Genomic DNA, 21,157 nt, shown 5'->3' on the forward strand with positions numbered 1-21,157 from the left:
TCCAGAAAGGAGAGGGGGGCAAGGGGGGGTGAGGTTACCACAACTGATTCGGATACTTTCCGTCGTCGTGCAATTTCTTCAATGCTGCTTGTACCGTCGGTTTGTCTTCTGGATAAGTCACCCCAAACCACTCAGAGGCGTTGGGAATCACTTTGAGTTTTCCTTTTCCGCTCTTAATGAGGTGCGTAGCCACCACGGGAATGTAAAATTCCGCCTTGGGGGCGTTGTAATTATGCCGCGCATAGTCGGCAAACAATTCGTTGGTAATCGGGAATACCGAAGGCTTAAAGCCCCAAAAGTTCATCGAAACGGGCGTTTCGGGCGTAAGTTCGGTAAGGTCGCCGCTCTCGTCGAAGAAAATCTTTCCGTCTTGCGGGAAAATTTTGGTGCGTTCAGTCACCACGTCCAAGTACCCTTCGTCGTTTACCTCACACACCCCGCGCGATACCGTTCCGTTTTCCGAAAGGGTCTTTTGCACTTGGTACGCAATGAGGGTATGTTCCGAATCGTCGGCACTTGTTGTCAAGAAGTCGGCCACCAATTGAAACGCTTCAAGGCCGTAAAAATCGTCGGCATTGATGATGGCAAAAGGCGTTTGGGTTTGTTCCCATCCGCACAACATGGCGTGCCCAGTTCCCCAAGGTTTTGAGCGCTCAATCGTCCCCAATTCCTCAGGTACGTGGCTCTGAAACCCTTGAATGGCGTAATCGTAGTCGATTTTACCTTGAAGTTTGGGGCCAAATATTTCTTCAAAATCGTTTTTTAGCTCTTCGCGAATAATAAAAACAATCTTGCCAAAGCCCGCACGAATCGCGTCGTAGAGCGAATAATCAATGATGGTTTCGCCGTTGGGGCCAAATTGGTCAAGTTGTTTGATGCCGCCATAACGGCTTCCCATGCCAGCGGCAAGAATTAAGAGGGTGGGTTTCATTGGATAAATTATAGTTACAGAGTTTACTTTGGTTGAGGTTTGGACGAAAAATGGGCGGTTGATTTACGCTTTTTTTCGGCTTCCAATTCCGCAGGGATGTGTTGATAAGCTTTTAGCAACGCTTTCTCTACTTTTTCAAACAAAGGGTCTCGTTTAAGAATTTTCATTGTTATTGATTTTAAGCCAAAGTTCTGAGTTTTCAACAATCATATCACCTTGTGGCAATCGTTCCGCAATTCGCAAGGGATGCCCCTCAGTATAATCAGAGTTATCAAAGATGATCCACTTATCTACCAAAAGCATAAATAGTCTTATCAAGTTTTTAAGTCCACCCCAATAACGACGTACAATCACTTCAGTAGCGATATAATGTCCTCCTTGCCTAACACGTCGTGCCACTCTCTCAACGGCATGATTTGGGCTTTCTAACCAAAAATAGATGAGTACTACTTCATATCCCATCTGCTGTGCCTTCTTCACAAGATTAATGTAGGATTTGGTAGCAAGCGTTGTTTCAATTACAAATGTTACTTTTTGGGTTAAGCAGTTTTCGATTTCAATTAACATTTGTCTGCCCGCCTCCATTGCCACCGATTCAGGAGATGTGGGATTGAGATTGGCTGCTATCAAATCTGCATTAATAAACGTATTTACTTGAAATACATCTGGCAAAAGCACTTTAGCCGCAGTCGTCTTTCCTGCTCCATTAGGTCCTGCTATGATGTATAAAGTAGGCATTCGCTAGAGATTTTTACTCATCTCCAACATTCTATCTACCGATTGGTAGGCTTTTAGGCGAATGTCTTCGGGTACGTTGATTTCGGGTTGTTCGTACAAAAGTGCGTTGTAGAGCTTCTCCACTGTGTTCATTTTCATGTACGGACACTCGCTGCACGCGCAGGTATTGTTTTCGGTAGCGGGGGCAGGGATAATCTTCTTACCCGTTCCCGCTGCTGCTTGCTTCATTTTGTGCAAAATCCCCGCTTCGGTGGCCACAATAAACTCGTCGTGGGCGCTTTCACTCACAAACTTCAAAATGGCGGTTGTTGAGCCCACAAAGTCGGCTTGCAGCAAGATGTTGTCTTTACATTCGGGGTGAGCAACTAGGAGCGCATTGGGGTATTTTTCGCGGAGGGCTTTCAGTTTTGCTTCCGAAATATCCACGTGAACGATGCACGCCCCGTCCCAAAGTACCATGTCGCGACCCGTTTTTTTCGAGACGTAGCGTCCTAAGTTAGCATCGGGAGCAAAAATGATTTTTTGGTCTTTGGGCAACTGTTCCACAATCTTCACGGCGTTCGACGACGTCACGATGATGTCCGACAATGCCTTGATTTCGGCCGAGCAGTTGATGTACGAAAGCACCAAATGATCGGGGTATTGAGCTTTGAAGGCCGCAAATTTATCGGCAGGGGCCGAATCGGCCAGCGAGCAACCCGCGTTCAAATCAGGAATGACAACTTTTTTCTCGGGGCTAAGGATTTTGGCCGTTTCTCCCATAAAATGAACGCCACAAAACACAATCATGTCGGCAGGCGTACTTGCCGCTTGTTGCGACAACCCGAGGCTATCGCCGATGTAGTCGGCTAAGTCCTGAATCGCTCCGTCCACGTAGTAGTGCGCCAAGATAACGGCGTTTTTTTCTTTGCGAAGTCGATTGATTTCAGCGACCAAATCAAGGTCAGGTGCGGCGGTTTCGCGCACGTATCCGTATTTTTTTACTTGTTCGAGAATTTCCATTGTCAACTAATATTTGGCTCAAACTTACACAATTTGTTTTTTGATTTTAAGTAGATTTTTTTGAATTTCAAGGAAGAGTCGTCTTTTAATCCGTAATTTGGAGCTTTTTACCTTAACGATGTATTTCCAAAAATGCCCTGGGCCAAGTATTTATCCGTTATTTTAGCTAGTATGGTCAAGTTTGTAGCAGGCCCCGTCACGGGCTATGCGCTTCAGCTAACTTGGTACGAAACAGCCCTTTGTACGCTTCTTGGCATGATGATTAGCGTCGTGGTCATCACTTTTTTAGGCACGCTTATTCAGCAAATCATCGGCAACTACCGTCGTCAAAAACCCCGCCTTTTCAGCTCACGAACGCGTTTGGCCGTAAAGGTCTGGAAAAAATCGGGCATGACAGGCATTGCCTTCCTTACACCGTTGCTTTTTACACCCATTGGGGGCACCCTTATTGCCTTGTCTTTCAAAGTAAAACGCCCCATCCTACTCACCCAAATGCTCATCTGGGGAAGTGTATGGGGCGTCGTTTTCAGCGTGGCACTTTATTGGATTTTTCCGCTTTTCAAACAATTTTATTGATTCCCCAAAATCACAGGAACGCCTTTGCCACCTCCCATGATCACCACTTTGGCATTGGGCGACGTCGCGAGTTCTTTTTGGGCTTTGATTTGTTCGTACTGCAACTGGCGGTCGGTGAGGCTTTCCGAAATAATCTTTTGGTAATCCGAAATCCCCTGGGCTTCTACCCGCTTTCGTTCGGCTTCTTGTTTTTCTTTGCTCAACACAAATTGCATTTTTTGGGATTCTTGCTCAGCATTAATTTTTGACTCAATCGTCTTTTTGACCGATTCGGGCAAGTTGATATTTCGAATCAGCAAACTCTCCAAAAACAACCCTCGAACTTTGAAATCTTTCTCAATTTGTTGAAAAATTTTGTCTTGAAACTGCTGACGCTTGTTAGAATACAAGGCCACGGCTTCGTAGTTGACGGCATTGTCACGAATCCGCGTACGAGTGACAGGTCGCACAATTTTATCCTGGTAATTAGGCCCAATTTCTCGCAAAATCTTAGGCGCTTCGGTCGGAATCACGCGGTAAAGCACCGTCAAATCGACGATGACCTCCAACCCGTCCGAAGTCAACACTCGAATAGCATCGTCGCCTTCTTTGTCGCCCTCGTCCCTCACCGCCGACATCGTATAGTTTTGGGTTTTTACGTCGATAGGTTCTACCTCTACCAAGGGATTAACAAAGTTTAACCCACTCGTCAGAATACCATCACTTACTTTCCCAAAAAGAGATTGAACTCCCACCGTTCCTGCGTCAATTTGTTTGATACAAGCCGTAAGAAAACCAACAACCATCACAATAGCACCTATTGTTTTAACAGGGCGAGAAAATTTGGCAAAAGCCAACGCAGGGGTGTTGATAGCAAAGCCTGCTATCAGAACAATGGCACCAATAACTATCAGAAACATAGTAGTTTGAGGTTAAAATTTCGAGCACAAACGTACATGCTTCTTCCGCTGATTATCCCTGATTTGGAAGAATGGTTTTGGGAGAACAAGAAAAGTAAAAAAACGGGAAGAATGGCAAATTACACCGTTTCCTTTTCAGGAACGTCTTCTCGTTCTTTGAGTATTTTTGGTTTGATAATCAGGCGCAACGATTGGTCGTAAGTGACATAATTCCAAAGCCAATTGATAAAAATCAACAAGCGGTTTTTTACTCCTACAATCGAAATCAAGTGCACAAACATCCACGTCACCCACGCAAAAAAGCCCTGAAACTTCCAGAATGGCAAGTCCACCACGGCCAAGTTACGTCCGACTGTCGCCATCGAACCTAAATCTTTGTACGTAAAAGGCTGCATTTCTTGGCCTTTTAGCAGTTTTACAAAGTTTTTGGCCAACAATTCGCCTTGCTGCATGGCAGGTTGTGCCAATTGTGGGTGGCCATTGGGATATTTTTCTTCGGTCATCAATGCCAAATCTCCAATGGCAAAGACGTTGGTAACCCCTTCAACTTGGTTAAAACGGTTGACTTTGATGCGCCCACCGCGTCCGTAGGCTTCCGTTGGGATGCCGTCGATGCCGTTAGCTTTTACCCCAGCCGCCCAAATCAAGTTGTTAGTACGCAGGCGGTCGCCCGTGTTGGTGTACGCATATTTTCCGTCAAAATCAGTAATACGCATTCCGAGACGCAGGTTAACCCCCAAGTCGGTGAGATACTCTTTGGCTTTGACCGACGCCTCTTTTGACATCACCTCCAGCACCGCAGGCGACGATTCGTAGAGGTAAATTTGCATCGAATCGAAGTTCAGTTCGGGATAATCTTTGGGTAAAATATGCCGTTTCATTTCGGCCAATGTCCCCGCAATTTCTACGCCCGTTGGGCCTCCTCCCACAATCACCACGTTCATCAACCCCAGTCGTTCTTCGAGCGATTGCGTACTGAGGGCTTCTTCAAAGTTTTGCAACATCCGATTCCGAATCGCCAATGCCTCACTCACCGACTTCATCGGCATGGCATTTTCGATGATGTTTTTCATCCCAAAGAAATTGGTATCTGCCCCCGTTGCCAACACCAAATAATCGTACTCAATCATTCCCAAACCCGTTTCAATGACGTTGGTTTCGGTATGGATGTGCTTCACGTCCGTCACCCGAATGTGCACGTTCTTTTTAGACTGAAACACTTTTCTGAGCGGAAACGAGATAGAACTAGGTTCCAAACCTGCCATAGCCACCTGATAAAACAAGGGCTGGAACTGGTGGTAGTTGTTTTTATCGACAAGAACTATTTGAACATCTGAACGTTGCGAAAGCTTGCGTGCAAGCACAAGCCCACCGAAACCCGCGCCTACAATCACGACGCGTTTGAGTTCGGTTTTGGGAAGATTGGGAGTCATGGTTGAAGAAGAAGCGAGCAAATAAGCAAGTTTGGCAAAAGGCAAGTGAAATGTTGTTCTAGCTTACCTTTTCTGGCTTATTTGCTCCATATAAATTAAATGGCGTTATGAACATCGAAAGCCAACACAGCTTCCTAACTCAAGAACACATCCAAGGGATGGTTGGTTCTTTATTTTGTTACTACTTTTAAAGCTCCTTTGACCCACTCCGCTTTTGTTTTTAGCTTTTCTATGCTACTGTCTGTCACAGTGATGTGTCCCATTTTTCGGAAAGGTTTCGTGATTTTTTTGCCGTACAAAAACGGAAAAACGCCGTGGGTGGCCAGCACCTCGTCCATGCCTTCGTAATGGGCAGGCCCTGTGTGTCCTTCCTCTCCCAGCAAGTTGACCATCGCCGCAGGTGTATAGGCCGTGGTATCTCCCAAAGGCAAGTTCAAAATCGCCCGCCAATGTTGTTCAAACTGCGAGGTTACATTGGCCCGAATCGTGTGGTGGCCACTGTTGTGCGGGCGCGGTGCTACTTCGTTGATAAGTACTTGACCGTCTTTGGTCAAAAACATTTCGACGGCCAACAATCCCACGATGCCCAGCGCTTCGGCCGTTTTTTTGGCGAGGCTTTCGGCTTGTTGTTCTACCTCGGTCGATATTTCGGCAGGTGCAAACAAATACTCCACTAAATTCGCTTCGGGGTGAAAAACCATTTCTACCGTTGGGAAAGTGGCCATGTCGCCGTTTTCGTTACGCGCTACAATTACGGCCAATTCTTTCTCAAAATCCACGGCTTTTTCCAACAGCCCAGGAGCGTCAAAAGCTTTCTCGAAATCGGCGGGCGTGGCAATACGTTGAACACCTTTGCCATCGTAGCCATCGCGACCTAATTTATGGAAAGCAGGCAGGAAATCGACGTAATTGGCCACGTCAGCCCGATTATCTGTGAGGATAAAATCGGCCGTTGGCAAACCATGTTCACGATAAAACTGCTTTTGGGTACGCTTATCTTGAATCAAGCGAATCAGATGCGGCTGCGGAAACACCTTTTTACCTTCTCTTTCGAGGGCTTCGAGCGCGTCCACATTTACCTTTTCGATTTCGATGGTCAACACATCCACGTCCTGACCAAAGCGATACACTGCCTCGTAGTCTTGCAGCGAGCCTTCTACAAACTCAGGGGCGATGGGGGCACAGGGCGCATCGGCGGCATCAATGATTTTTACGTTTAGGTTCCAATCAATGGCGGCTTGCAACAACATAAGCCCAAGCTGCCCTCCACCTAATACGCCTACTTTTTTGTTAGTATCAAACACTGTTATTTGTTATTTTTTTGTCCGTTAATTGTTCTCTTTTTACCCGTCCCTGTACACTGTTTCAGGTGTCGAGTTCATCGAGGTTGGTTACCTCAAAGCATTCATAAATAGCCTTTTTCACCATCAGTCTTTTGGGAAAGGCATCTTTCTCCTGATTTTGGGTTTGGGGGCAAAGTTACAGACTCCTTTCACAATTATTAGTATCTTGCAGCCTCAAAACAATTCTAACTGAGAATAACCCCTTCACGCAGTACGACATGGCACTTCAAGTTGGTGACAAAGCGCCCTCGTTTGAGGCCAAAGACCAAGACGGAAACTCCATCAAACTCTCTGATTTCCACGGCAAAAAGATTGTTATTTATTTTTATCCCAAAGATAGCACCCCTGCCTGCACCGCTCAAGCCTGCAGTCTTCGCGACAACTATGACGCCTTGCTCGCCAAGGGCTTTGTAGTGCTGGGTGTGAGTGTCGATGACGAAAAATCACACAAAAAGTTTGCTAACAAGTATAGTTTGCCCTTTCCCCTCCTTGCCGACCCTGACCACAACATCGTAGAAGCCTTCGGAGTTTGGGGTGAAAAGATGCTCTACGGACGCAAGTACATGGGCACAATTCGTACAACATTTATCATTGACGAAGCAGGTGTGATTCAAGAAGTCATTTCAAAAATCGACACCAAAAACCATGCTGCACAAGTACTTGGATGAGCTAGTCATTGGGAGCTAAAGACTCCGTTTGTTAAAAAATCTTGTTTTTTCTAAGTAATTATCCTTAAAGTGTCACTTTGACAATTATATTTGCAACAATTTCCAATCTACCAATACTTTACTAATCCAAATGACTGAGCTACAAAGCATTGCTTCGCAAGTAAGACGCGATATTTTACGAATGGTTCACGGCTGCCAATCGGGCCACCCAGGGGGGTCGTTGGGCTGTGCCGATTTGTTAGTGGCCTTGTATTTTCAACAAATGAAAATCAATAACCGCAAAGGCAAAGGCGGATACTTGTCGTTTAACATGGATGGCAAAGGAGAAGACCTTTTCTACTTGTCAAACGGTCACATTTCTCCTGTTTTTTACAGCGTTTTGGCCCGTCGTGGGTATTTTGATGTAACAGAACTCGCTACTTTCCGTAAACTCAACTCTCGTTTACAAGGCCACCCCACTACGCACGAGCACCTTCCAGGTATTCGTATCGCTTCTGGTTCGTTGGGACAAGGGCTTTCAGTAGCTATCGGCTCGGCACTTTCAAAGAAATTAAACGGTGACAAAACACTCGTTTATTGTTTGATGGGCGACGGTGAGCAACAAGAAGGCCAAGTATGGGAAGCCGTTCAGTTTGCACCTAACAACAACGTGGACAACCTCGTTGCGTTTGTCGATGTAAATGGTCAGCAAATCGACGGCTCTACGAAGAAAGTAAACGATAACCGCGATTTGGGAGCCAAATACAAAGCCTTTGGCTGGCGGGTATTGCACGTTGATGGTAACAACATGGACGAACTCACAACCCTTCTTCGTAAAATCAAGCGTTTGGTAGGCAAGGGCCAACCCATCGCCGTGATGATGAAAACCGAAATGGGCCAAGGTGTTGACTTCATGATGCACTCGCACAAGTGGCACGGTGTAGCCCCTAACGACGCACAATTGGAACAAGCATTGGCACAGTTGCCTGAGACATTGGGGGATTATTAGTATTCGTTGCCATTCCAAAATATTATTTTTTGTCATTCCGAAGTACAAGGAACCTACAAACGATATAGAATCCTCCTGTCGTCGGAATGACAAAAGTGATAAATCTTGCTTAAATGAAACTCCAAAGCCTCCATATCAAAAACTTCAAATCCATTGTTGATTTGGAAATCGTCGAACCTAATCCGTTTACGGTCTTTGTAGGCCCCAACGGGTCGGGTAAGTCGAATATTTTTGAGGCATTGGAGTTTTGGAATTTATCATTCACATTTGTGGATGTTACTCTTGGGCTATTCGGTTCTAAGGAATCAATTACATTTTCTCAAGATCTTTTTAAGGAGATTAAAATTTTAGTAAATACTAAAAATACCCATTTCACTACTACTAGTTCAATAATTGATAATGTACCAAAAGTAAATTCGATAGCATCATCAAGACCCGGTACAGATGAATATACTGATATTCTCAATAGTTTTTTGAGGTTATTTGTAGGAAATAAGAGAATCGAAAAATTAAATTTTTCAGGAGACAACAAACTTTCAACATCCGCCTCCAACCTCGAAAAAGTCTTAAAACGCATTCTTTTAGACGAAAGCAAACGCGAAGAAATCAAAGAATGGCTTGACTTATTTATCCCAGGATTTGAAAATATTGAAATTGTGTCGAGCGATTTGAGTGGTACAGATACGTTGGTCATGTACGAGAAAGGAATGAAGAAACCTTTTACCAAAGACTTACTTTCTGATGGCACTTACAATATTCTAGCACTCTTAACAGCTGTTTATCAATCGGATGAGCCTCAGTTTCTGTGCATCGAAGAGCCTGAAAATGGGCTGACCCCGTATGTTATTGAGCAGTTTGTGGAGCTTTTTCGCAATGCTTGTCAGGAAAAGGGACATTATATTTGGTTAAATACCCATTCTCCTACGCTTGTCAGACATTTAAGGGCTGACGAACTGATTGTGGTGGATAAAAAACAAGGAGCTACCCAAATCAAACAGTTTAAAGGCAAAGATTATTTTGGCTTACGTATGGACGAAGCTTGGCTTACCAATGCCCTCGGAGGTGGGTTGCCGTGGTAAAAATAGGATTCATCGTGGAGGGAAAAACTGAGCGTAAAATCATTGAGTCGGAAGGTTTTGTACAAATCCTTCACGAACACAAGCTAGTGTTGCTCTTACCCGTCATCAATGCCGACGGAAACGGGAATTTGTTACCAGAGAAATTAAAAGAAGACCTTGACGTTTTGAAGTCGGCAGGGGCTCAAAAAATATTCATTTTGACGGATTTAGATGAAGATGCCTGTATCACTAAAACTCGTCAGAGAATCGGAGGTGGAGATGATACCATTATCGTCATTGCCGTAAAACAAATTGAGGCTTGGTTTCTGGCCGATAGTGATACGCTTCGCCAATTGATGGATGACACTGGTTTCTTTTTCGATTTTCCAGAAAAAGAAATGTCTCCTTTTGAGAAATTAAGAGCTCTTTTTTTAGAAAAAACAAAACGGGGGGTAGGCACAAAAGATATTTTAGCCGCACGAATGCTTAAATACGGCTTTTCCCTTCGAAATGCCGCTGCGCATCCCAATTGCCCAAGCGCACGTTACTTTTTGAATAAATTACAATCTCTCAATTACTAATTTTGCAATTCACGTTTTTATATGAAAAAATACACGTTCACAGAAAAAAAAGACACTCGTAGCGGTTTCGGTGCGGGTATGCAAGTATTAGGTCAGACCAACCCGAACGTCGTTGCGCTTTGCGCCGACCTCGTGGGTTCGTTGAAACTTGACGCATTTATCAAAGAAAACCCAGAGCGCTTTATTCAGTGCGGGATTTCGGAAGCCAACATGATTGGAATGGCCGCAGGGCTTACCATCGGAGGTAAAATTCCGTTTGCGACTACTTTCGCCAACTTCGCTACTAGCCGTGTGTACGACCAAGTACGCCAAAGCGTAGCGTACTCGCACAAAAACGTTAAAATCTGCGCTTCGCACGCAGGTCTTACCTTGGGCGAAGACGGCGCTACGCACCAAGTATTGGAAGATTTGGGAATGATGAAAATGCTTCCTGGCATGACCGTTATCAACCCATGCGACTATAACCAAACCAAAGCTGCTACCATTGCGATTGCGGAGCACGACGGCCCCGTGTATTTGCGTTTTGGCCGCCCAGTGATTCCAGTTTTCACCGATGCTGACCAAAAATTTGAAATCGGCAAAGCATGGATGGTCAACGAAGGCACTGACGTAAGTATCTTTGCCACAGGCCATTTGGTGTGGGAAGCGATTCAGGCAGGTGAAATGCTCGAAGCAGAAGGCATCAACGCCGAAATCATCAACATTCATACCATTAAACCTTTGGACGAAAAAGCCATCTTAGCTTCTGTAAAGAAAACGGGTTGCGCTGTTTCGGCCGAAGAACACCAAGTAGCGGGTGGCTTAGGCGACAGTATCGCTCAGGTGTTGATTCAAAAACACCTTGCTCCGTTGGAATACGTAGGAGTAAAAGATTCGTTTGGCGAAAGTGGTACGCCTGCTCAATTGATGGAAAAATACGGTCTTTCGGCCAAAGCCATCGTAGAAGCCGCCAAACGTGCTATTGCTAGAAAGAAATAATTGTTAACGGTTATCTGTTATTTGTCAACCGTTGAAATAGTTATAATTTCGACCCAAACGGTTAACCAATAACAGATAACGAGTAACACAAAGCGTAGCGCATGACTGACCAAACCATTATTGAGAAATTTGCCAATCCTGAAAGCCGTAACTTCGCTTTCAATCAACTGGTTCGAAAGTACCAGCAAAAAATGTATTGGCACATTCGCAAGATGGTGATTGACCATGACGACGCCGACGATTTAACACAAGAAACCTTCATAAAAGCCTGGCAGTCGCTCGAAAATTTTCGCGGCGACTCCCAGCTTTATACGTGGCTTTACCGCATTGCCACCAACGAATGTCTCAATTTTTTAAACAAAAAACGTCGTCGCTTTTTTCTTTCCATTAACGACGTTGAGGGCGAACTACTCGAAAAATTAGAAAGCGCCACAGGACATTCCGACTACCCCATCGCTGGCGATGAAATACAGTTAAAACTGCAAAAAGCCGTACTTACACTGCCCGAAAAGCAGCGTTTGGTCTTCAACATGAAGTATTTTGATGACCTTACCTACGAGGATATTTCTGAAATTACAAAGACATCCGTGGGCGCATTAAAGGCGAGCTATCATCATGCTGTAGCAAAAATTGAGAAGATTTTAAACGGGGAAGATTAAACTTTATTGTCGCAGGTTTGTCAAAAACAAAAGAGGAAACGTAAAAGGGCATTGGGCCAACTACCACATCCATGAAAAAGATAAAACTGGAACAACTTGACCGCAAACTTCCGTTTGAAACCCCCGCAGGATATTTTGACAAACTTCCTTCAATGGTTCAGACGCGTTTGCATGAGCATATCGACGAAAAAGAAACCAAGTTCACCATCGGGTGGTCGTGGCGCCGTACGGCCATCGTAGGAGCAGCGGCTAGCGTGGTTGGGGCACTTTTGTGGGTGACATATCCCCAAAAACAACTGTCGTTAAGCGAAGAAAGCCTCAGTCAAGTCTCTGACCAAGAAATCTATAATTATTTAAAAGATACACAAATTACCCAACAAGAAATGGGCGAACAAACGTCGCTCAATGAACTTTATTCCAACGAAGACGTATTGTTACAACAACTCAACGTCGATGACGAAGCCCTCCGAAAAGCTATTCAGGAAGCAGATATTGAAGAAAATATTTAGTAGTCAACTTACATACCAACCATGAAAAAGTTACTGTTTGTCGCCATCGTTTCCCTTCTCACCCACGCCGCTGTGGCGCAGGACGGAGGAAACCAAAAAATAGAAAACGCCAAAATTGGGCTCATTACCAATCGCCTCAATTTATCTGCCGAACAATCTCAGCAGTTTTGGCCTATTTACAACGAGTTTGACGGGAAGAAAAAAGAGATTCGCAAGCAAATGCGTCGTCTCATTGTCGAAACCAATACCTTGACAACACCCGACGAAAAAATCCTTGCCAATATCAAAGAATCGCTGAATTTGCAGCAAAAAGAAGTTGATTTGGAGAAAGAATACGTCACAAAATTCCTCAAAGTTATCAACGTCAGACAGTTAGCGGAGCTTTATAAAGCAGAACAGATGTTCACGCAAATGCTTTTACAACGCCTCAACCGCAACCCACGTTCGGGAAAAGAGTAATTAAAAAAATATGTCGTATAAAGGTTAGGCAGGGCGATGTAAATTCCCTGCCTTTTTTGTTAAAAATCCGTGGGCTTGTGTAACTTGTAGGCGCATTTACCTAACCTCACGTATGATAAATTTTACTACATCCCGCCGTACGTTTCTGAAAAATTCGTCAGTCAGTAGCCTTTCTTTATGGTTAGCTCCGAACGCTCCAGAAACCTCTGCGCCCTCCTCTTTGCCAATCTCCCCACAACCCTTTTTTGACCCCTCACCTACCCTTGCCCTCGATTTAAGCCCCGCCAAATGGATTTGGTACCCAATGCAGCGGTGCTTGCCCAATACCGTAGTGCTTTTCAGAAAAGAATTGAATTTACCTTCTAAGCCCCGCAGCGCAAAAGGGTACATCATTGGCGATAGTCGGTATCTATTTTTTGCCAATGGGCAACGTATTCAGTTTGGCCCTGCCCCCGCCGACCCTCGTTGGTCAGAAGCCGACCCGATTGACCTCACCAACCACCTCAACGCAGGAACCAACGTTTTGGGCGCGCAGGTGTTGTTTTATGGCCACGGTGATGGAACGTGGCCCGTGGGAAAACCTGGGTTTCTTTTTAAAATTGATATTGAATTTGCCAACGGAAATACCCTCCAAGTAATTTCGGATGGGACTTGGCAAACCCTCATTGCGCGCAGTTGGCCACCTGGGCACTACAAACGCTGGTATTTACGGGCTTTTCAAGAAGAATTTGACGCGCGCCATTACCCCCACAAATGGTACACCACCGAATATGTCCCGTTTGAAGAATGGCTTTTGGCCCAAGAGCTCAACAACCCCGTCAACAAGCCACCCATCAATAGTACCTTCAACGAATATGCCTTAGACATCAGTGGCCGCGTAGAAGCTTCGCAACTACGCAGCCGAAGTATTCCGCTGCTCAAAGAAAACCTTCTTTCGGTCACTAAATTGGCTGAGTCGATGACCGTTCGGTGGAAACGAAGTCCCCAAGAATATTTTGAATTTGGTACGCCCGATGCTTACGTTGTTCAACGCCTACCGTGTGTGGTGAGTAGTACGCCGCAAAGCTGGACTGTCAATGTGGACAAAGACCGTGGTGCCATTTTGACGTTTGAGTTGAAAGAGCAGGTCGTTGGGTTTCCTTATTTTACGATTGATGCCCCCAGCGGAACCATCATCGAACTCATGGTACAAGAAGCGCACCTTGTGGGAGGAGAGCCGCTGTTGAATACCAAATTTAATTCGTGGACTCGCTTCATTTGCCGCACAGGCACCAATCGCTTCGAAACGTTTGACTTTGAATCGTTGCGGTGGTTACAGCTTCACATTCACGGGAGCGAAGGGCAAGCCATTGTGAGCAACGTGGGTGTTCGTCGTCGGCAATATCCTTGGCCAAACCCCGCCCAAGTTCAATGCAGCGATGCTAAAATTCAGAAAGTACTCGACGCTGCCATTAACACCTTGCATAACTCATGTCAAGAAACGATTGTCGATGGGATGGCGCGCGAGCGTCAGCAATACAGCGGCGATTGTGGCCACCAAATCCATAGCCTTCAAAACACCTTTGGCGACCGACTTTTACACGCTCGTTTTATCAATACCTACAGCCAAGGACTAACCCTCGACGGGTATTTTCTGGACGCATGGCCTGCTTTTGACCGACTCGCGCGCGTCATGGAGCGGCAGGTAGGGCTAACCCCGTGGGGACCTTTGCTCGACCACGGCGTGGGTTTCAATTTCGACTGTTGGTATTATTACCTTTATACGGGCGACAAACTCGCACTGACCGAAGTGATGCCTCGGTTGGTCAAATTTTTTAATTATCTCCTCAAACTTCGTGCTTCCAACGGACTCCTTCCCGTGGAGAACTTGGGGGTGCCTACCGTTTGGATAGATCATGATGCCTACAAAAAACAACGACATAAGCAGTGCGCATTCAATCTCTACACGGCTGCTATGATGCAAAAGGCTTTCGCGCCTCTTTGCGAAGCGATGGGTATGAACGACCTTGCCAACAAAGCGCGCGCCGTTGGAAACGAAATTCAGGCCACGACGGTAAAGCTGTTTTGGAGTTCAGCCAGGGGAATGTTTGTCAATAATTTGCCTTGGGTAGCCGAAGAAAAAGAGGAACGCATCTGCGATCGTTCGTTGGCGACGGCCATTTTATACGATCAATGCCCCGAAGGAATCACCAAATTTTGTGTAAAAGCGCTGGCCAATCCACCTGCCAACTTGGGTCTTTCCTACCCCGCCAATGCCAATTGGCGCTACTGGGCACTGGCAAAAGCAGGAAATGTCCAACCCATCATCGACGATTTTCGGACTCGTTGGTACGGAATGGAGTCTGTAGCTGAGAACAATACCTTGGCCGAAACATGGCACGTTCGTCACGATACTACGCAACAATGGAGCCATTGCCCCGTAGCGCCCCTTTTTGTTACCTACATGGGACTCGCAGGCATTCAGCCGCTCAGTCCAGCGTTTAAAAAAGCCCAAATAAGACCTCAATTGGGTGATTTAGACCAGCTTTCGCTCATCAACTACACCGCCCAAGGTGCTATTTTATTCAGTGCAACGGGAAAACTTGGCAACCGAACCCTCGAAATTTCACTTCCGCAAGGATGCGAAGCGGAGCTTGTAGTACCTGCGGCAGAGGAGCTAAAAAGCCTGCCTGCGATTGGGCAACCTGCCAACGGCCTTCGGAAATATCGTTTAACTTCGGGTCGTACCCACACATTTATTCTCAAAACCATCTAACAAACTAATCAATCACACCGCATGAAAAAAGTGCTACTATTGCTTTTGTGGTCGCCTATGCTATGGGCACAAACTATTTCGTACGAAACCAGTAAAGGTCAAGAAACGGCTACGTACGACGAAATTATTCGCTTCTATCAGGCTTTGGACAAAAAATACGACCAAGCCTCGCTGATTGAAGTAGGCACGACCGACATTGGCAAGCCTATTCATTTGTTTGTGCTCTCGGCCAACAAAATCTTTAAACCACAAGGTGGAAAAGTTACTTTATTGGTCAACAACGGCATTCACCCTGGCGAACCCGAAGGGATTGACGCCAGCATGATGTGGGCGCGGGAATTGTTGGAGAAGAAAGCCCTCCCTGCCAACGTAGTGCTCTGTATTGTACCTGTTTACAACGTGGACGGTGCGCTCAATCGTGGGGTTTCGCGCATCAACCAAAACGGCCCCACTACCTACGGATTCCGTGCCAATTCACGAAACTACGACCTCAATCGTGATTTTATCAAAACGGATTCAAAAAATTCGGAGTCGTGGCAACGGATGTTTCAAGCGTGGAAACCACACATCATTATCGACAATCACACCTCCAATGGCGCCGATTACCAACACGCGGTCACGTATTTTTCGACCCAAAAAGACAAATTTAACGCGCAGGTCTCGGGCTTTTTTAGCAAAGAATTTAATCCTGCCCTCAATCAAAAACTGTCCGCTTCTGGTTTTCCTCCCGTTCCGTACGTCAATGCGTTTGGCGCTACCCCCGAAACGGGTTATTTGGGCTTTAACGATGGCCCACGTTACAGCTCTGGGTACGCGTCGTTGTTTAACTGCGAAACGTTTGTGGTAGAACTTCACATGCTCAAGGATTACCCCACACGCGTCAAAGGAACGTATGCGTTTATGGAAATTACGTTGGAGCTTGCCGCAAAACACGCCAACACGATTGTCGCCAACAAACAAAAAGCGAATGCGGCCGTTGCGGCTCAAACAACCTTCCCGCTGAGTTGGAAATTGGATCGCACGGTGGCAGATTCTATTACCTTTAAAGGGTTTGCGGCCAAATACAAGCCCAGCGAAGTGAGCGGACTTAATCGACTCTATTATGATAGAAATGAGCCGTTTACGAAACGCATTCCGTTTTACGACCATTACGTCGCTGATTTACAAATAGAAAAGCCCAAAGCCTACATCATTCCGCAGAGTTGGGGGCGAGTGATTGAGCTTTTAAAACTCAACGGCGTGCAAATGCAACCACTGCCAAAAGACACCGAAATGGAAGTAGAAACCTATTACATTGAAGACTACAAAAGCCCCGCCAAGCCTTACGAAGGGCACTATAACCACACGGGAGTAACGCTCCGTAAGGAAACGCAAAAATTGCCGTTTTACCAAGGTGATTATGTCATCACGGCCAATCAGCCGAGTAATCGATACATTGTTGAGACCCTTGAACCACAAGGTCCCGATTCGTTTTTTTCGTGGAATTTCTTTGATAGTATTTTGGCACAAAAAGAGCACTTTTCGGCCTATGTGTTTGAAGACGTGGCGGCCGATTTGCTCCGCAAAGACGCAGCGTTGAAGCAGAAGTTGGAAGAACGTAAAAAAGCAGACGAAGCTTTCGCCAAAAATGGTGCCGCGCAGCTAGAATTTATCTACAAAAACTCTCCGTATTCGGAGAAATCATACTTGCGGTATCCTGTGTATCGCTTGTCGAAATAGCCATTGTATCAGGAGTTTGAGTCGGCTCGTCTGACTCAAACTCATCTTCGCCGAAGTAAAAAAATGGGTCCATAGTATGTTGGGGTTTGTTTTGACAACTGTGTTTGTCATATATACGTAAAAACATACCCTGATGTCACATTTTTTCAAAAAAATATTCTATCGGGTCAGACGGTAGTCAGACCCGATGGTAGCTTGTCAGGTCTTGCTATAGTCATAACAGAAGACTACTTTCCTAAGCCGACGTGAACTCGGTCTGACTATCGTCTGACCTAAACTTTTACCACTTCATTGCGTTCGATATAAACCAGCAACGCTTCGACCTGCTTTTTCCCCATTTCTTTGAACAGATTCACGTACCGTTTTATTTGTCGGCTATGGCTGTCGAGTGGAATCCCCGTTTTATAATCTAAAATCACCACACGCTCTTCGGGTAAAAACACGACGCGGTCGGGTCGATGAAGGTTGCCATCGGGAGTTAAGATTTCACGCTCGTTGAGTACCGTATTTTCAGCGTCGAACAATCCTTTCAAATCAGGATGTTTTAAAATATTTTCGAGGCTTTTCTGAATTTCTGCGGATTCGGAGGCATCAATGACGCCGTCGGTTTGCATTTGAGCCAAAGCCGTTGGAACATCGCTGGGTGTTTTAACCTTCGATAACGCGTAGTGAACTTTATTTCCGTGGTCTTTTTTTCGTTCAAAAGTCTCTACGTCAAACACCCGATTGGCCAATCGACGAAGGCGCAATTCACGACTTCGGTCAGTGGAAATAACATTGGGAATATAGAATGAATGTCGAGGGTCTAGTGCAGAATGTCGAGTGTGGGAGCTATCCCCTGCTAACACTTGACTGCTATCTACTAACTGCTGCTCGCTGTCCGCTGACTGCTGGTACTGATACAACCAATAACTAATGCGGCGAGGCGTTTTGATTTTTTCAAAATTTTCCCCTTTGGCCAGTACGTACAACCGCCGCGTGGGACGCGTAAAGGCCACGTACAACAAATTCAGATTTTCAACAAACACACGTTCGCATTCTTCGCGGTACTGCGTTGCGATGGCGTCGGGCGTTTGATCGAGAGCCGATGTGACCCGCACCGAACCTGTTTTTAAGAATTTTTCTTCCATATATTCTATCGCCTCTCCTGCCTCTACATTTCCAGCTTCCCACGACGATACGCCTAATGCTTCAGCTGGCTCTAAATTCACCCACATGGTATCCCGTTTGGCACTAGGCACAAATTCCCAATCGGCATACGGAATGATAACAATGGGATATTCAAGCCCTTTGGAACGGTGGATGGTCTGGACGGTGATGGCGTTGGGGTCGGAAGGGGCCGAAATCGAAATTTTGTCTTTTTGGGTTTCCCAATATTCTAAAAAGTCGGCCAAGTGACTACCGCGTTGCGTGCTAAATTCGAGCACCACGTCCAAGAAGCGGAACAAATAATCTCGTTCGTCCACCAGTTGAAACAAACGAAACACCTGAATTAGTTTTTCCGAAAGCTCATAAGCGCTCATTTGCAGGAACTTATACGGCGTTAAGTGCGTGTCGAGGGTAGAAGGCGGAGTCTCAAGTGATTTCTGACCATAAACCGTTTCTTGCAATTTATTCACGTAGTCGTAAAACAAATGCACGTCGGTGGATTCTACAGCCGCCTTGATGAGTCGGTTGTCGTTGGCATCGGGAATCCGCGCCAAAATCAGGCGGAAGTAAAGATACAGTGCTTCGTATTTGTCCAAGCGACTATCGGGTTTTACCAACACCCGCATAAACGCCGTCACCAAGTTGACCGCCGCCGAAAACCGCAACGACAAAGAATCATCCGAAATAATATTGTAGCCGTTTTCTTTTAAGTGGTTGGCAATCTTCTTGGCATCTCGTTTAAAACGGCACAACACCGACACGTCTCCCAACGAAAAGCCCTCTTGCTCTGTCACTTGCCGAATCAACTCCAGCGTTCGGGTAATCATCACGGGGGTATCGTTTTCGTCATCACCTTCTTTCCCTTCCACAAATTCAATGTTCACTTGGCCTCCTGTTTTGGGGCTAGGCGGAATTTCTTGGGCAACTTGGGCAAACACTTCCTCCGCCAACGGGAATTGGTCGCGGTATAGTTTTTCAACCGTTTCAAAAAAAGCATTGTTAAATTCAATGACTTCGCGGGCGCTTCGGCGGTTGGTACGAAGCACGTCGTCTTTGAGGTGCCAGCGAATATTTTCGAGGCGCTCCACCGTCAGCTCACTGTCGCCCAAAGAGCGATACAGGCGATCCATTTTTTTGGAATGGAGCGCAATGATTTGGTCCATGTCCCCCCCTCGAAAACGATAAATCGCCTGCTTTGAGTCGCCCACAGCCAAATTGAAATGCTCATACCCTAAGCTATTGTCAATCAACGGCAAAAGGTTAGCAAACTGTAATTTGGAAGTATCTTGAAACTCGTCAATGAGTATGTGGTTAAATTTCTCACCCAAGCGTTCGTAAATAAACGGCACGGGGTCTTCGGTGACGATTTTGAGGATTTTTTGGTTAAATTCCGAAATGTGGACGCGGTTATTTTCTCTTAGTTGGCGGTCAAATTCTTCTTTAATTTCGTTCAACAGCGACAAATGGTACAAGTGCGGAATCAGCTGTTGGTACAAGAAATACTGCTTGCTGTTTTCAAGGCGAATTTTCTCAATGTGCCCGTAACAGTTGGCCAATTGGGGTTTCAGTGTTTCAACGGCTTCTACCACAAACGGACGCGCCGACTTTGTCAACCATCCTTTGTCATTTTCAAACGCCTCTTTTTCGCGGCTACCAGGCTCCGACATCGATTCCGAATCTTCGGTGCGTTTTTTGAAATATTTAAAGACCGTTCCGTATGCAAAATCTTTCTCGTCGAGCCCTCTTTCCAAAATTAGCCGTTGCCCTTCCTCCGCCCATTTAATGATTTGATTCTCCCACATTTTGATGGCTGCCACTAACTGCCGACGGATTTTTTTAAAATCTTTGGCCGTTAACTCTGAATTTTGAACAATGGCTGCGTAGCGTTGTTCGTTGAGCAAATCGGTGGCAAAACTCGCCAATGCTTCGGGCAAATTGTGATAGTTTTGACCATCCTGCCCTGCTTCCAAGTAAAAAGATTCCAAAATATCGGTCAATTCTCCGTAGGAATCATCGCCCGTATGTTCGAGCAAACGCTCTACCGCCATCAATAAAAGTTCACCCGCTTCCATCTCCACTTCAAACGAAAAAGGCATGCCCAGTTCGTCGGTAAATGCGCTCACTACCCGCTGGACGAAGCTATCAATCGTCATGACAGCGAAGTCGCTGTAATCGTGCAAAATTTGCTTAAAAACGCGTTCGGCTCGCGTCCTCAGGGCTTGTTCTTGCACTTTGTAGGCCCCTTCGAGGTCGTTGAGGGTCTGGGGATAAAGTTCACGGATGATGTCGGTCAACATGGGATCGTTTCCGCCTTCGGCAAATACCTGTAAACGCCCCAAAATCCGTTCCTTCATTTCGCGGGTAGCGGCTTTGGTAAACGTAATGGCTAGAATATGCTTAAAATAATAGGCGTTATCGTTTTGGAGAACGAGTTTAAGGTATTCTTTGGTGAGGGTATAGGTTTTACCCGACCCCGCCGATGAACTAACGATTTTGAACATAAAGCAACAACGAACTTATTTTCGAGGTATGCAAGTTAGTCCATTTATGGGGATACTGAAAAATTATTGAACCATATAAGAAATATAAGAGCATAGAAGTTTTCTTATAATCACTTATATGTCTTATATGGTGGCAGGTTAAACGCACTTACTAATGGTTATTTTTGATGATATTGAGCAGGTAATGGTCATTCCAACCTGCTTTTTTTCG

The 21,157-nt window shown here is 45.7% G+C and carries 19 protein-coding genes; 11 read left to right on the top strand and 8 right to left on the bottom strand.

Annotated elements, in window-relative coordinates; all coding sequences use genetic code 11:
- Window positions 1–34 precede the first annotated feature (34 nt).
- From AC23N5_RS26900 to nadA, 4 genes are read right to left on the bottom strand one after another with little or no spacing between them, the layout of a single operon-like run.
- Entirely contained in the window at window positions 35–931 is an 897-nt protein-coding gene (locus tag AC23N5_RS26900) for a nucleotidyltransferase family protein (RefSeq protein ID WP_122929302.1), read from the bottom strand.
- A gap of 23 nt (window positions 932–954) precedes the next feature.
- On the bottom strand, window positions 955–1,098 hold the full coding sequence (locus AC23N5_RS26905; protein ID WP_183971459.1) for a hypothetical protein: 144 nt from the start codon (window positions 1,096–1,098) through the stop codon (window positions 955–957).
- A complete protein-coding gene (locus tag AC23N5_RS26910; RefSeq protein WP_487757915.1) occupies window positions 1,085–1,669 on the bottom strand; it encodes an ATPase in 585 nt (194 codons plus the stop codon). Before AC23N5_RS26910 ends, AC23N5_RS26905 begins: the two co-directional genes overlap by 14 nt.
- Before the next feature lie 3 nt (window positions 1,670–1,672).
- Window positions 1,673–2,671: a quinolinate synthase NadA gene (gene nadA, locus AC23N5_RS26915; RefSeq protein WP_122929299.1), complete on the bottom strand. Its 999-nt coding sequence runs from the start codon at window positions 2,669–2,671 to the stop codon at window positions 1,673–1,675.
- Window positions 2,672–2,803: 132 nt separating this feature from the next.
- Between nadA and AC23N5_RS26920 the strand changes: the two genes are divergently transcribed.
- Window positions 2,804–3,247, top strand: coding sequence for a hypothetical protein (locus AC23N5_RS26920; protein ID WP_487757916.1), 444 nt, complete (start codon window positions 2,804–2,806; stop codon window positions 3,245–3,247).
- On the opposite strand, the gene AC23N5_RS26925 is transcribed toward AC23N5_RS26920, so the two are convergent.
- The 3 genes from AC23N5_RS26925 to AC23N5_RS26935 all read right to left on the bottom strand — a co-directional run bounded on the left by AC23N5_RS26925 (window position 3,241) and on the right by AC23N5_RS26935 (window position 6,883).
- Entirely contained in the window at window positions 3,241–4,146 is a 906-nt protein-coding gene (locus AC23N5_RS26925; protein ID WP_487757917.1) for a prohibitin family protein, read from the bottom strand. The genes AC23N5_RS26920 and AC23N5_RS26925 overlap by 7 nt on opposite strands.
- A gap of 119 nt (window positions 4,147–4,265) precedes the next feature.
- Window positions 4,266–5,579: an NAD(P)/FAD-dependent oxidoreductase gene (locus tag AC23N5_RS26930; RefSeq protein WP_183971450.1), complete on the bottom strand. Its 1,314-nt coding sequence runs from the start codon at window positions 5,577–5,579 to the stop codon at window positions 4,266–4,268.
- Window positions 5,580–5,749: 170 nt separating this feature from the next.
- The gene (locus tag AC23N5_RS26935; protein ID WP_487757918.1) at window positions 5,750–6,883 is read right to left on the bottom strand and encodes a 5-(carboxyamino)imidazole ribonucleotide synthase; all 1,134 of its coding nucleotides are present in this window, start codon (window positions 6,881–6,883) and stop codon (window positions 5,750–5,752) included.
- Window positions 6,884–7,140: 257 nt separating this feature from the next.
- Between AC23N5_RS26935 and bcp the strand changes: the two genes are divergently transcribed.
- The 10 genes from bcp to AC23N5_RS26985 all read left to right on the top strand — a co-directional run bounded on the left by bcp (window position 7,141) and on the right by AC23N5_RS26985 (window position 17,296).
- Complete coding sequence (bcp, locus tag AC23N5_RS26940; RefSeq protein WP_183971447.1) at window positions 7,141–7,590, top strand: thioredoxin-dependent thiol peroxidase; 450 nt, start codon at window positions 7,141–7,143, stop codon at window positions 7,588–7,590.
- A gap of 130 nt (window positions 7,591–7,720) precedes the next feature.
- Window positions 7,721–8,578 (top strand): transketolase, encoded by an 858-nt coding sequence (locus AC23N5_RS26945; protein ID WP_487757919.1) that lies wholly within the window; start codon window positions 7,721–7,723, stop codon window positions 8,576–8,578.
- A 113-nt stretch (window positions 8,579–8,691) separates the two neighbouring features.
- Window positions 8,692–9,657, top strand: coding sequence for an AAA family ATPase (locus AC23N5_RS26950; protein ID WP_487757920.1), 966 nt, complete (start codon window positions 8,692–8,694; stop codon window positions 9,655–9,657).
- Between the two features lie 14 nt (window positions 9,658–9,671).
- A complete protein-coding gene (locus AC23N5_RS26955; protein WP_487757921.1) occupies window positions 9,672–10,217 on the top strand; it encodes a hypothetical protein in 546 nt (181 codons plus the stop codon).
- Window positions 10,218–10,238: 21 nt separating this feature from the next.
- Window positions 10,239–11,195: a transketolase family protein gene (locus AC23N5_RS26960; RefSeq protein WP_487757922.1), complete on the top strand. Its 957-nt coding sequence runs from the start codon at window positions 10,239–10,241 to the stop codon at window positions 11,193–11,195.
- A gap of 101 nt (window positions 11,196–11,296) precedes the next feature.
- Window positions 11,297–11,854, top strand: a complete 558-nt coding sequence (locus tag AC23N5_RS26965; protein ID WP_028526279.1) for an RNA polymerase sigma factor — start codon at window positions 11,297–11,299, stop codon at window positions 11,852–11,854.
- Window positions 11,855–11,925: 71 nt separating this feature from the next.
- Complete coding sequence (locus tag AC23N5_RS26970; protein ID WP_487757923.1) at window positions 11,926–12,363, top strand: hypothetical protein; 438 nt, start codon at window positions 11,926–11,928, stop codon at window positions 12,361–12,363.
- 21 nt (window positions 12,364–12,384) lie between these two features.
- A complete protein-coding gene (locus AC23N5_RS26975; RefSeq protein ID WP_183971442.1) occupies window positions 12,385–12,822 on the top strand; it encodes a Spy/CpxP family protein refolding chaperone in 438 nt (145 codons plus the stop codon).
- Between the two features lie 112 nt (window positions 12,823–12,934).
- The gene (locus AC23N5_RS26980) at window positions 12,935–15,577 is read left to right on the top strand and encodes an alpha-L-rhamnosidase-related protein (protein WP_487757924.1); all 2,643 of its coding nucleotides are present in this window, start codon (window positions 12,935–12,937) and stop codon (window positions 15,575–15,577) included.
- Between the two features lie 21 nt (window positions 15,578–15,598).
- The gene (locus tag AC23N5_RS26985) at window positions 15,599–17,296 is read left to right on the top strand and encodes a M14 family zinc carboxypeptidase (protein WP_487757925.1); all 1,698 of its coding nucleotides are present in this window, start codon (window positions 15,599–15,601) and stop codon (window positions 17,294–17,296) included.
- Between the two features lie 272 nt (window positions 17,297–17,568).
- Here the strand turns inward: AC23N5_RS26985 and AC23N5_RS26990 are convergent, their stop codons facing one another.
- Window positions 17,569–20,946: a UvrD-helicase domain-containing protein gene (locus tag AC23N5_RS26990; RefSeq protein WP_487757926.1), complete on the bottom strand. Its 3,378-nt coding sequence runs from the start codon at window positions 20,944–20,946 to the stop codon at window positions 17,569–17,571.
- Window positions 20,947–21,157 lie beyond the last annotated feature (211 nt).

The organism is Runella sp. R5_40, assembly GCF_057652295.1.